General features: G+C 68.4%; 10 protein-coding genes. 4 read left to right on the top strand and 6 right to left on the bottom strand.

Going from position 1 to position 11,807, the window contains the following annotated elements; genetic code table 11:
- Positions 1-8: 8 nt before the first annotated feature.
- The 5 genes from IEX25_RS00320 to IEX25_RS00340 form a co-directional block, all read right to left on the bottom strand.
- A complete protein-coding gene (locus IEX25_RS00320; RefSeq protein ID WP_188713570.1) occupies positions 9-1,223 on the bottom strand; it encodes a cytochrome P450 in 1,215 nt (404 codons plus the stop codon).
- Complete coding sequence (locus IEX25_RS00325; RefSeq protein WP_188713571.1) at positions 1,220-1,738, bottom strand: DUF3035 domain-containing protein; 519 nt, start codon at positions 1,736-1,738, stop codon at positions 1,220-1,222. The genes IEX25_RS00320 and IEX25_RS00325 overlap by 4 nt, the downstream gene beginning before the upstream one ends.
- Before the next feature lie 30 nt (positions 1,739-1,768).
- Entirely contained in the window at positions 1,769-2,416 is a 648-nt protein-coding gene (gene lspA / locus IEX25_RS00330; RefSeq protein ID WP_229664971.1) for a signal peptidase II, read from the bottom strand.
- Positions 2,416-4,005, bottom strand: coding sequence for a bifunctional phosphoribosylaminoimidazolecarboxamide formyltransferase/IMP cyclohydrolase (purH, locus tag IEX25_RS00335; RefSeq protein ID WP_188713572.1), 1,590 nt, complete (start codon positions 4,003-4,005; stop codon positions 2,416-2,418). The genes lspA and purH overlap by 1 nt, the downstream gene beginning before the upstream one ends.
- Positions 4,006-4,193: 188 nt before the next feature.
- A complete protein-coding gene (locus IEX25_RS00340; RefSeq protein WP_188713573.1) occupies positions 4,194-5,432 on the bottom strand; it encodes an RsmB/NOP family class I SAM-dependent RNA methyltransferase in 1,239 nt (412 codons plus the stop codon).
- Between the two features lie 87 nt (positions 5,433-5,519).
- Here IEX25_RS00340 and IEX25_RS00345 point away from each other — a divergent pair, with 87 nt between their 5' ends.
- The 4 genes from IEX25_RS00345 (at position 5,520) to IEX25_RS00360 (ending at position 10,997) form a co-directional block, all read left to right on the top strand.
- A complete protein-coding gene (locus tag IEX25_RS00345; RefSeq protein WP_188713574.1) occupies positions 5,520-5,711 on the top strand; it encodes a DUF1674 domain-containing protein in 192 nt (63 codons plus the stop codon).
- A gap of 2 nt (positions 5,712-5,713) precedes the next feature.
- Positions 5,714-7,048, top strand: a complete 1,335-nt coding sequence (locus tag IEX25_RS00350; RefSeq protein WP_188713575.1) for an amidase — start codon at positions 5,714-5,716, stop codon at positions 7,046-7,048.
- Positions 7,049-7,212: 164 nt separating this feature from the next.
- Entirely contained in the window at positions 7,213-8,421 is a 1,209-nt protein-coding gene (locus tag IEX25_RS00355) for an aminotransferase class I/II-fold pyridoxal phosphate-dependent enzyme (RefSeq protein ID WP_188713576.1), read from the top strand.
- 5 nt (positions 8,422-8,426) lie between these two features.
- Entirely contained in the window at positions 8,427-10,997 is a 2,571-nt protein-coding gene (locus IEX25_RS00360; RefSeq protein ID WP_188713577.1) for a DNA translocase FtsK, read from the top strand.
- Between the two features lie 11 nt (positions 10,998-11,008).
- On the opposite strand, the gene IEX25_RS00365 is transcribed toward IEX25_RS00360, so the two are convergent.
- Positions 11,009-11,764 (bottom strand): YoaK family protein, encoded by a 756-nt coding sequence (locus IEX25_RS00365; RefSeq protein ID WP_188713578.1) that lies wholly within the window; start codon positions 11,762-11,764, stop codon positions 11,009-11,011.
- Positions 11,765-11,807: the final 43 nt, after the last annotated feature.

An 11,807-nucleotide genomic window follows, 5' to 3' on the forward strand; every position in this document is an offset into this window, starting at 1 on the left:
GTCACACGCTAATGTGTCGCGACAGTGATGGGCAGGGACAAGGGGCCATGCGCCTGAAGCCCGGACTTCCAGGCAACGGGACCGTCGATGCGGATGCTTTCCGTGCGGTCCAGAAGGGCGGTGAACAGCACCTCCATGTTCAGCCGCGCCAGGTTGTTGCCCAGGCAGACATGGGGACCCGCGCCAAAGGCAAGGTGCAGGTTCGGCCTGCGCCCGACATCGAAGCGGTCGGGATCTGGGAAGGCATCGGGGTCGCGGTTGGCGCTGGCGTAAAGCAGCCCGAAGGTCGTTCCCCTGGGCCAATCCTGCCCGCAGATCGCCAGATCCTCGGACGCATGGCGGTGGAAGAAGACCAGCGGCGGGGCAAAGCGGAACATCTCCTGCACGGCCAGGGGCATCAGGCCGGGATCGGCGCGCAGACGCGCCATCTGGTCGGGATGGGCCAGCAGCGCATGAAGCCCGCTGCCCATCACGTCGATGGTCGATCCATGCCCGGCGTGCAGGATCTGCATGACGGTCGCGATCAGTTCGTCATGGGTCAGAAGCCCCGCATCCTCGGCCCCGATCATTGCCGACATCAGGTCGTCGCGGGGCCGGGCCTTGCGCGCGGCATGAAGGTCCTGCAGCGCGTCATGGAACAGGCGCACCGCGTCCTCGGCCCGCGCCTTGCGATCGGGGGTGCGGCGGCTCACGTCGAAATAGCTGACGGTTTCCTCGGACCACAGGGTCATCTGCGGGGCAAGCGCGGGATCGGTGCCGATCAGATGGCCGATCACCTGCCCCGGCAGATGGGCGGCAAGATCCGCGATGAAGTCGAAGCGGCCCTGCGGGATCAGCCGGTCCAGCGCGGCATCGACCCACCCGGTGATGAAAGGACGCAGGCTTTCCAGCCGGGTCTTCGTGAAGAAGGGAAACACCGCGCGCCGCAACCGGTCGTGATCCGGCCCGTCCAGTTCCAGCATCGAGGTCTGCACGAAGCGTTCGTGGAACGGCATGTCGTGGAAATTCTCGGCCATCTGGATACGCCGCCTTTCCTCGGGCGGAAGAAAGGCGGTGCCCCGGACCATGCGGCGGTCCGATGCGATGGCGCGCACGTCGTCGAAGCGGGACGCCAGGCGGAAGCCCTGCCAGTCGGGCAGGCCGGGCGTCGCCCGCAGGCGGGCGTAATGCGGCCAGGGGTCCTTGCCGAAACCGGGCTGCGCCGGATCGAAATGCGCCGTCATTCCTCAACAGGCGCGGGAGAGGTCTGGGTGATCGCGCCGGCCCGCTGCCAACGTTGCTGTTCGGCCTGCGAATCAAGCGCCAGGGGGCGATATGCGCGCTGATAGACGGTGGTGCCGAACAGCGCCTCCAGCGGGCGGCGCTTGTTGCGCGACCGCCATTCGGCATCCGCGTCCGCCAGGCGTTCGCGGATGGCCGGATCGGTGCCGCGGCGCGTGGCATGGGCGACCAGGGCACCATCCGCCGCGGCGATGCCCTGGTCGGACAGGCGCGCCGGATTGCCGCCCAGGGCCGCCACCGCATCGGCGTTGGGGTTCGGATCGGTCATGTTGGCCCCGCCCGGCGTGGGGGCGGGCAGCAGCGCCAGATCGGGCGGCATGGTCAGGGGGCGGGTGGGCAGGATGGCGAATTCGTCCGGGCTGTTCTGGCCGGTTTCGATGTTCATCAACTGGTTGCTGCCGCAGGCCGAAAGCCCCATGACGGCCGCTGCCGCAATGCCCCTGACGAAAGCCTGCATGTCCTGTCCCCTCGTTTCTTGCGCCCCGTTCTAGCCGGATTTGCCGGTCCCGTCACGGGGATTGTCCGAGGCCTTGGTGCGCGGCTTGCGGGCAGGCGCCACGGGGTCCTTCTTCTGCGGCACTAGAACCAGCCCGATGGCCCCTGCGAAGATGGCGATGTCGGCCACGTTGAAGCTGTAGGGGTTCTGCCAGCCGGGCAGCGACATGTTCAGGAAATCCGCGACCGCGCCGTAAAGCAGCCGGTCGATCACATTGCCCAGGGCGCCGCCGATCAGCAGCCCCGCCGCGATGCGGGCCAGCTTTCCGGCATCGGCGCGCCAGATCCAGATCCAGACCCAGACCACGATGGCCAGCGCCACGGCGATCAGAACCCAGCGCATCACATCGGTATCCGACGCCATCAGCCCGAAATTGACGCCCTGGTTCCAGGCCATGCGCAGGTTCAGCCAGGGCGGCAGCACGTCGATCTCGCGCAGCCGGTCCAGTTGCAGCACATGGACGACCCAGTATTTCAGCACCTGATCGACCACGAAGATCGTGGTCGCGATCCAGATCACCAGCCGCATGTCGGTGCGGGGCGGGGGCGCGGGCTTTTTCGGCGCGCGCGGGCGCCGCGCCTTGGGCGCCGGTCTGGACGGCGCTGGGGGCGGCGGGTCAAGGGGCAGTTCCTGCTGCATCAGTGCCGGAAATGCCGCTGGCCGGTAAAGACCATCGCCAGGCCCAGGCGGTTGGCCGCCGCGATCACCTCGTCGTCGCGCATCGACCCGCCCGGCTGGATGACGGCGCGGGCGCCCGCTTCCGCCAGGGCCTCGATGCCGTCGGCGAAGGGGAAGAAAGCATCCGAGGCCACGACCGCGCCGATGGTCAGGGGCTGGCCCAGGCCCAGCGCCTCGGCCATGTCCTCGGACTTGCGGCGGCCGATGCGGGTGCTGTCCACGCGGCTCATCTGGCCCGCGCCGATGCCCACGGTGGCGCGGTCCTTCGCATAGACGATGGCGTTCGACTTGACGTGCTTGGCGACGGTCCAGGCGAACAGCATGTCGCGCAATTCCGCATCATCCGGCTGGCGGTCGCTGACGACCTTCAGGTCGGACAGGCTCACATGGCCGTTGTCGCGGCCCTGCACCAGGAAGCCGCCCGCGACCTGGCGGAAGGACAGGCCGGGCGCCCGCGGATCGGGCAGCCCGCCGGTGGTCAGCAGGCGCAGGTTCTTCTTGGCGGCGAAGACGCGCTTGGCGTCCTCATCTGCATCGGGGGCGATCACCACCTCGGTGAAGATCCTGGCGATCTCCTCGGCAGTGGGGCCGTCGAGCACCTGGTTCAGCGCGACGATCCCCCCGAATGCCGAGGTGCGGTCGCAGTCGAAGGCCCGCTTGTAGGCTTCCAGCGCCGTTTCACCCCGCGCCACGCCGCAGGGATTGGCGTGCTTGATGATCGCGCAGGCCGGGCCTTCAACGGGGTCGAATTCGGCGACCAGTTCGAAGGCCGCATCGGTGTCGTTGATGTTGTTGTAGGACAGTTCCTTGCCCTGCCACTGCTTCGCGGTGGCGACGCCGGGGCGGTTGTCCCCGGTGACATAGAAGGCCGCGGACTGGTGCGGGTTCTCGCCATAGCGCAGGGGCTGGGCCAGCGTGCCCGCGAATGCGCGGCGGCGCGGGGTCTCCGCGCCGATGGCACCTGCCAGCCATGTCGAAACCGCCGCGTCATAGGCGGCGGTGCGGGCATAGGCGATCTGCGCCTGGCGCTGGCGGAAGGCCAGGGTGGTGCGGTCGTCATTGGCGTCCAGTTCGGCCAGCAGCGCGTCGTAATCCTGGACATCCACGATCACCGTGACGAAGCCGTGGTTCTTGGCCGCCGCGCGGATCATCGCGGGGCCGCCGATATCGATATTCTCGATGCAATCGTCATGGGACGCGCCCTTGGCGACCGTTTCCTCGAAGGGATAAAGGTTCACCACCAGCAGGTCGATGGGCCCGATGCCGTGGGCCTCCATCGCGGCCTGATGTTCGGCATTGTCGCGCAGCGCCAGCAGCCCGCCATGAACGACCGGGTGCAGCGTCTTGACGCGGCCGTCCATCATTTCCGGGAAGCCGGTCACGTCGGCCACGTCGATCACCGTCAGCCCCGCCTCGCGCAGCGTCCTGGCGCTGCCGCCGGTGGACAGGATCTCGATCCCCCGCGCGTCCAGCTTGCGGGCGAAGTCGATCAGCCCGGTCTTGTCGGAAACGGAAATCAGCGCGCGTCTGATCGGCACGGGATGGGACATGGGGGCCTCGCATCTGGTTTGCGGTCGCTTAGCGCCATGCGGGCCGAAGGTCCAGTGGCGAAGCCGGGGGCGCTTCGCCCCCCGGACCCCCCGAGGATATTTGGACCAGCGTGAAGGAACGTCTTCATTCTGGCCCAAATATCCCGGGGTGAATTGGCCGCAGGCCAAGAGGGGCAGCGCCCCTTGTCCTATCCGGCCTTGCGCAACCGTGCCATGAAGAAGCCGTCCAACCCGCCCCAGTCTGCCCAATGGTCGGGCCGCGTGCGCAACCCGCCTTCGGGCGTGATCCAGTCCGGTTCGATCCCCGGCAGAACCGGCTCCTCGACCCTCAGACCCGGATGGCGGGTCAGGGCCGCGGCGACCTGCGCCTCGCCTTCGTCGGGCAGCAGGGAGCAGACGGCATAGACCAGGCGCCCGCCCGGCGGCAGCAGCGACAGGGCGTGGTCGATCAGCCGCGATTGCAGGTCGATCAGCGCGGGGATGCCCGATCCGTCGCGCAGGAAGGGCAGGTCGGGGTGGCGGCGGATCGTGCCCGTGGCCGAACAGGGGGCGTCCAGCAGGACCGCATCCAGAGGACCGTCGGGCCGCCATTCCAGCGCGTCGGCGGCGGCCAGTTCCGCCGCTAGGCCGCAGCGGCGCAGGTTCTCGGCCACGCGCTTCAGGCGGGCAGGGGTGATGTCCACGGCCGTCACTTGCGCCCCTGCCGCGGCCAGTTGCAGCGTCTTGCCGCCCGGCGCGGCACAAAGATCTGCGATGCCTTCGCCCGCCTGCGGGTCCAGCAGGCGCACCGGCAGGGCGGCAGCGGCATCCTGGACCCACCAGTCGCCCGTGGCAAAGCCCGGAAGCGCAGACACCTGCGCGGGGCCGTGGATGCGCCAGGATCCGGTCGGCAGCAGGTTGGCACCCTCGACCGAAATGCCCGGCTTCGGCGTCAAATCCAGCGGTGCGCCGGCCTGGTGCGCGGCCTCGATGGCGAGGGCGGCCTCCTCTCCATAGGCGAGGGCGACGGGGTCGCGCAGCCAGCCGGGCATCGGCTGCGGCGGCAGGTCGGCCCAGCCCCGGTGCGCCGCCACCTTGCGCAGCACGGCGTTGACCATGCCTGCCGCGGCCTGCCCCTTTTGCCCAAGCCCGCGCGTCAGGGTGACGGCGGCATCGACAACGCCATGCGCCGCGCCCTCCAATTCCAGAAGCTCGATCGTGGCCAGGCGCAGGATGTCGGCGACCTGGGGACTGGGCTTGCGGCTGACATAACCCGCGATCACCGCATCGGCGCGGGACTGGTGGCGCAGCACGGCGGCCGCAAGGCGCGCGGCGCGGGCCTGGTCCTGCGGCGCCAGCGCCTTCAGCGCGCCCGCCTGATCCGACAGGGACAGCCCGTCCCGCACCCCGGCCAGCAGGCGCAATGCGCCCGACCGTGCCATATCCATGCCCCGCTTTGCCAAATCGCTTTCCTTCACCTAAGTCTTGTTGGAAGACTGACCCGGACCCCTTACCCCCGGATGGGAGATCTTTCCATGAGCGAACAGCCCCCGATGGACCGCACCGACCTGCCGCCCGCCGCACAGCGCGCCCTGGCCGAGGCTGCCGAGCGCCGCAAGGCCGCCGCAGAGACCCAGCCCCTGCCCGTCGAATACGGCGGCCGCGAGGGCCCCGAACCCGTGCGATACGGCGATTACGAAAAGAACGGCCTCGCGGTGGATTTCTGAGAATGGATTGGCTGCGCGCGCCCGCCGCCCAGCAGGGCCGTGCGATCATGGCGGGTCTTCTGGATCCCATCGACCAGTCCGAAGCCTATCTGGCCGCGATCAAGGCCCATCCCTACGCGGGGCGCATCTATGCCCGCGTGACGGATGTGCGCGCCCGGTCCGAATCGGTCGCCGCCCATGACCGCGCCAAGCTGGAACTGCGGCGCGGGCTTCTGGACGGCGTGGCGATCAGCTGGAAGGACAACATCGACAGCGGCGGCACCGTCACCGAGGCCGGGTCCAGGCTGCTGGAAGGCCGGGTGCCCCGCAAGGACGCCATCGTGCTGGCCCGCGCGGCGCGGCAGGGCACGATCTGCCTGGGCAAGACCCATATGACGGAACTGGCCTTTTCCGGCCTGGGCCTGAACCCGAACACCGCGACGCCGCCCAATGCGCTGGACCCGGATCTTGCGCCCGGCGGATCGTCGTCCGGGGCCGCGGTGTCGGTGGCGCTGGGACTGGCGGCGGCCGCGATCGGGTCCGATACCGGCGGATCGCTGCGTGTGCCGGCCGCCTGGAACGATCTGGTGGGCTTCAAGCCCAGCCATGATTCGCTGCCCGAGAAGGGCGTGGTGCCCCTGTGCCGCAAATTCGACATCGTCGGCCCCATCGCCCGCACGGTCGAGGATTGCGCCGAACTGTTCGCCCTGATGTCCGGGACCAAGGCGGCCGACCTGCGGGGCGCCGATATCGCGGGACGGCGGCTGATGGTTCTGGACGGCGTGCCCTTCGCCGATGCCGAGGAAGGCCCGGTCGCCGCCTTCGAGAACGCGGTGGACCGGCTGGCCCGCGCGGGCGCGCAGATCCAGCGCGTGCCCAGCGATTGGGTCGCCAAGGCGATGCCCTTGTCGGCGGCGCTGTTCGCGCCCGAGGCCTATGGCATCTGGCGCGCGCAGATCGAGGATGCGCCCGAATTGATGTGGAAGCCGATCCTGGACCGGTTCCGCAGCGGCGCGGATGTCAGCGCCTCGGATTACGTCGCGGCCTGGGAAAGCCTGGTCCGCATCCGCCGCAAATGGATCAAGGAGGTGGCCTCGGCCCATGACGCGATCCTGCTGCCCACGGTGCCGATCCTGCCGCCGAACGCCGCGCGGCTGATGGAGGACGAGGCCGAGTTCGTGCGCGCGAACCTGCTGACCCTGCGCAACACCCGCATCGGCAATCTTCTGGGCCTGCCGGTCTGCACCCTGCCGACCGGGCATCCCGCCTGCGGTATCTCGATCATGGGCCATGCGGGCCGGGACGGACATCTTCTGCATGTGGCGGCAGGGGCCGAGGCTGCCCTGGCGGTGGCCTGACCGGCCGGGCAGGGGGCCTTGGCGCCCCTTTCCCGCCCTTGGACCGATCAACCCCCAGGATGTTTTGCCCAGGCGAGTGGCCGGCTTTCGCTGGACGCAAGGGCACGATCACGCTAATGTTTTCCGGTGATAAACGGGGCCAAAGACCCTGGAAGCGAGGCAGAATGGCGATCCCCGAGCGGTTCTCGAACCTGCCGGAGTATGCGTTTCCGCGTTTGCGGGCGCTGCTGTCCGGCATCGAGCCGGGTTTGAAGCACGGCGAATCCCCGACGGTCCTGACCATCGGAGAGCCGCGCCATGCCATGCCGGACTTCGTGGCCGAGGTGATGGCCGCCAATATCGGGGGATTCGCGAAATATCCGCCGAACGAGGGCACGCCCGGCCTGCTGTCGGCCATCGGCGATTGGCTGGGCAGCCGTTACGGCCTGGACGTGGCGCCCGACCGGATCATGGCGCTGAACGGCACGCGCGAAGGGCTGTTCAACGCGGCTCTGGCGCTGTGCCCCGAAAGGAAGAACGGCGGGCGGCCGGCGATCCTGATTCCGAATCCCTTCTATCAGGTCTATGCGGTCGCAGCCGCCGCCGTTCAGGCCGAACCCGTCTTCGTCCCTGCCATGCCGGAAACCGGCAACCTGCCCGATTACGCGTCGCTTGCGCCCGAAGTCCTGGACCGCACCGCCATCGCCTATCTGTGTTCGCCCGCCAATCCGCAGGGGGCGATCGCGGACCGGGATTACCTGGAACAATTGATCGCGCTTGCCGACCGGCACGATTTCCTGGTCTTCGCCGACGAATGCTATTCCGAGATCTGGCGCGAGGCCCCGCCGCCCGGCGCCCTGGCCGTGGCGACCGCGATGGGACTGGCCGACCGGGTGGTGATCTTCAATTCGTTGTCCAAGCGGTCGAACCTGCCGGGCTTGCGGTCCGGCTTCGTGGCGGGAAGCGCCGCGAATATCGCCCAGATCCGCCGCCTTCGCGCCTATGCGGGCGCGCCCCTGTCGCTGCCCGCCCAGGCCGTCAGCGAGGCCGCCTGGCGGGACGAGGCGCATGTGGCGGTCAGCCGCGACCTTTACCGGCAGAAATACGCGATCGCCGACCGGGTGCTGGGCAACGTGCCGGGATACCGCCCCATCCAGGGCGGGTTCTTCCTGTGGCTGCCGGTCGCGGATGGCGAGGACGCGGCCAGGACCCTGTGGGCGCAGGCGGGGATCCAGGTGCTGCCGGGGGCCTATCTCTCGCGCGAGGTCGGCGGGCACAATCCCGGCAAAGGCTTCATCCGGGTCGCCCTGGTGGCGGATGCGGAGCAGACGGAAACGGCGCTGCGGCGGCTGCGCGCGGTGCTGTATGATGGAACGACGGACGGGGAAGGCTAGGGACCATGGCAAGCTGGCAGGCAAAACACCGCGATCCGCTGTTCGACCAGTCCACGCAGGCGGCGCTGGAACGGCGCGGCAAGGAATTGCTGGGCGCGGGGCTGGTCACTGTCGGCATCCTGATCGCCTTGATGCTGGCAAGCTGGTCGCCCGAGGATCCCAGCTTCCTGTCGGCCACCGACGAGCCTGCGCAGAACATGCTGGGCAGCTTCGGCGCCTATGTCGCATCCCCTCTGATGATGATCGCGGGCCATGGGTCCTGGATGCTTGTCGTCGCCGCCCTGGTCTGGGGCCTGCGCTTCATGCTGCACCGGGGCGAAGACCGCTTTATGCGCGCGCTGTTCACCCCCATCGCGGCGGCGCTTGCCTCGGTCTATTGCAGCACGCTGGTGCCGGCCGAGGCCTGGGAACAGACCTATGGCCTGGGCGGGCATTTCGGCGACATGGTCATGGGCGCGATGCTGAACCTTCTGCCGGTCAAGGCGCAGATCGGGATCCGCGTGGCGGGTCTGGTCGTCGCCCTGGGAACGCTGGCGATGGCGGCCTTCGTCCTGGGCTTTGAGCGGAGGGAACTGCGCGTCTTCTGGCGCCGCTTCGTGGTCGGGCTGCTGACGGCCCATGATCTGGCGATGCGCGGCATCGGCCAGGGCGCCGCCGCCTCGGCGGGGTTGAAGGGCCGCCTGGCCGCCCGGCGCGAGGCCAGGGCGGACGAGCCCTCCCCGCGTGCCCCGGTTGTGGCCCGGCGCAAGTCGGCTGCCCCTGTCTTCGAGCTTGAGGAAGACCTGCCCGAGCCCGAACTGATCGAACGCGATGCCGATTATGACGGCGATGCCCCTTCGGCCGAGGAGGTCCAGGGCCGCATCAGCGACGCGATCCGCACCCGGTCGGGCAAGCCTTCGGTCCTGGCGGTCGTGGCCGCCCGCCTGGCGCGCGAAACCCCGCGCGAGATTGCCGATGAACCCGCCGCCGAGGCGGCACCCGTCGCCATGCCGCCGCTGAAGAAGGCTGCGCCGGCGCGGCCTGCGCCCCTGGCCGAACCCGACCTGCCGTTCGAGGAGGTGCTGAACACCTATGAACGCCCGCCGCTGGCGCTGCTGACCATGCCGTCGGCCAGCGACCAGCAGACCGTGTCCGAGGAAGTGTTGATGGAAAACGCCCGGATGCTGGAGGCGGTGCTGGACGATTACGGCGTCAAGGGCCAGATCACCGAGGTTCGTCCCGGCCCGGTGGTCACGCTTTACGAACTGGAACCCGCGCCGGGCCTGAAGGCATCCCGCGTGATCGGCCTGTCCGACGACATTGCCCGGTCCATGTCGGCCCTGTCGGCGCGCGTCAGCACCGTGCCGGGCCGCACCGTGATCGGGATCGAACTGCCCAATGCCCGGCGCGAAAAGGTGCTGCTGCGCGAGATCCTGGCATCCCGCGCCTTCGGCGACGGCACGCAGCCCCTGCCGCTGGCCCTGGGCAAGGACATCGGCGGCGATCCGGTCGTGGCGAACCTGGCCAAGATGCCCCACCTGCTGATCGCGGGGACCACCGGGTCGGGCAAGTCGGTGGCGATCAACACCATGATCCTGTCGCTGCTCTACAAGCTGACGCCGGACGAATGCCGGCTGATCATGATCGACCCCAAGATGCTGGAACTGTCGGTCTATGACGGCATCCCGCATCTGCTGTCGCCGGTCGTCACCGATCCGAAAAAGGCCGTCGTCGCGCTGAAATGGGTCGTGGGCGAGATGGAGGAGCGTTACCGCAAGATGTCCAAGATGGGCGTCAGGAACATCGAGGGCTATAACGGCCGCGTCCGCGAGGCCTTGTCCCGCAACGAGATGTTCAAGCGCACCGTCCAGACCGGCTTCGACGAGGATACCGGCGAGCCGATCTTCGAGACCGAGGAGTTCAAGCCCGAGACCTTCCCCTATATCGTCGTGATCGTGGACGAGATGGCCGACCTGATGATGGTCGCGGGCAAGGAAATCGAGGCCTGCATCCAGCGCCTGGCGCAGATGGCGCGGGCATCCGGCATCCACCTGATCATGGCGACGCAGCGTCCCTCCGTCGATGTGATCACCGGCACGATCAAGGCGAACTTCCCGACCCGGATCAGCTTCCAGGTCACCTCCAAGATCGACAGCCGCACCATCCTGGGCGAACAGGGGGCCGAGCAACTGCTGGGCCAGGGCGACATGCTGTACATGGGCAACGGCGCGCGGATCACCCGCATCCACGGCCCCTTCGTCAGCGACGAGGAGGTCGAGGAGGTCGTGACCCATCTGAAATCCTTCGGCCCGCCGTCCTACAAGTCGGGCGTGGTCGAGGGTCCCGAGGACGAGGTGGCCTCCGACATCGACGCGGTGCTGGGCCTGGGCGGCGGCGATGGCGGGGACGACGCGCTGTATGACCAGGCGGTGATGATCGTCGCCAAGGACCGCAAATGTTCCACCAGCTATATCCAGCGCAAGCTTGCCATCGGCTATAACAAGGCCGCGCGCCTGGTCGAGCAGATGGAGGAGCAGGGCGTGGTCTCGGCCGCCAACCACGTCGGCAAGCGCGAGGTGCTGGTCCCCGAGTTGTGAGGCCGCGGCATCTATCGCCGCTGATACGGGCGCGTCCTTCGCAGAAGTGACGGCAAGGACAGCGCCAGCAGCAGGGCGGCCAGCGGAAGGGCGAAATAGAAGCCCATGACAAGATAGCCCGTGGCGCCCACCACCCCGCCCAGGACATAGGCCCCTACCAGGAAGACCAGGATGCGCAGCTTTTCCCGGTCTTCCTTCACCCCGCTTTCCGGCCAAAGCCGGCCATAGATCGCGCGTCCGGCTTCGATCCCGATATCCGTGATCATCCCGGTCGCATGGGTGGTCCTTATCCTGGCGCCCGATATCTTGGTGATCGTGGCGTTCTGCATCCCCATGATGCCGCAAAGCCAGGCCAGGGCGAAAATCCGGCCGGCTTCGGTCGTGAACGCCCCGGCAAGGGCAAAGCAGGCGAGGCAGGTTCCCTGCACCGCCAGCGGAAGCGCGAAATGCTTTCCCTTCCTGCGTTCCCTGGCCCAGTTGACCAGGACGGCGCTGATGGCGGCACCCGTGGTGAAGGAAGCGATCGCCAGAACCGCCGTCACCAGGACGACCAGGTTCCCCACAACCAGATTGTCCGCAATCTGCGAAAGATAGCCCGTCATGTGCGACGTGTATTGCGCCAAGGCGAAGAAGCCCCCGGCATTCGAGGCCCCGGCGACAAGCGCCAGAAACAGCGCAAGCCCATAGTCGCGTCCCTGCGACCGCCGGTGGCCGACAAGCAACCTTGCCGCCACAAGCTGTCTGGAGAGATGCCTTGAACGCGTCATCGGTGTTCCCTGCCGGAAAAGGCCGAATGGGCATCGGCTTCGC

Source organism: Paracoccus acridae (assembly GCF_014642735.1).
Classification (GTDB): Bacteria; Pseudomonadota; Alphaproteobacteria; order Rhodobacterales; family Rhodobacteraceae; genus Paracoccus; species Paracoccus acridae.

Bases quoted from the DNA above. Each gene is read 5' to 3' on its own strand.
- IEX25_RS00320 (WP_188713570.1), bottom strand. From the start codon at position 1,223: ATGACGGCGCATTTCGATCCGGCGCAGCCCGGTTTCGGCAAGGACCCC.
- IEX25_RS00325 (WP_188713571.1), bottom strand. From the start codon at position 1,738: ATGCAGGCTTTCGTCAGGGGCATTGCGGCAGCGGCCGTCATGGGGCTT.
- lspA (WP_229664971.1), bottom strand. From the start codon at position 2,416: ATGCAGCAGGAACTGCCCCTTGACCCGCCGCCCCCAGCGCCGTCCAGA.
- purH (WP_188713572.1), bottom strand. From the start codon at position 4,005: ATGTCCCATCCCGTGCCGATCAGACGCGCGCTGATTTCCGTTTCCGAC.
- IEX25_RS00340 (WP_188713573.1), bottom strand. From the start codon at position 5,432: ATGGATATGGCACGGTCGGGCGCATTGCGCCTGCTGGCCGGGGTGCGG.
- IEX25_RS00345 (WP_188713574.1), top strand. From the start codon at position 5,520: ATGAGCGAACAGCCCCCGATGGACCGCACCGACCTGCCGCCCGCCGCA.
- IEX25_RS00350 (WP_188713575.1), top strand. From the start codon at position 5,714: ATGGATTGGCTGCGCGCGCCCGCCGCCCAGCAGGGCCGTGCGATCATG.
- IEX25_RS00355 (WP_188713576.1), top strand. From the start codon at position 7,213: ATGGCGATCCCCGAGCGGTTCTCGAACCTGCCGGAGTATGCGTTTCCG.
- IEX25_RS00360 (WP_188713577.1), top strand. From the start codon at position 8,427: ATGGCAAGCTGGCAGGCAAAACACCGCGATCCGCTGTTCGACCAGTCC.
- IEX25_RS00365 (WP_188713578.1), bottom strand. From the start codon at position 11,764: ATGACGCGTTCAAGGCATCTCTCCAGACAGCTTGTGGCGGCAAGGTTG.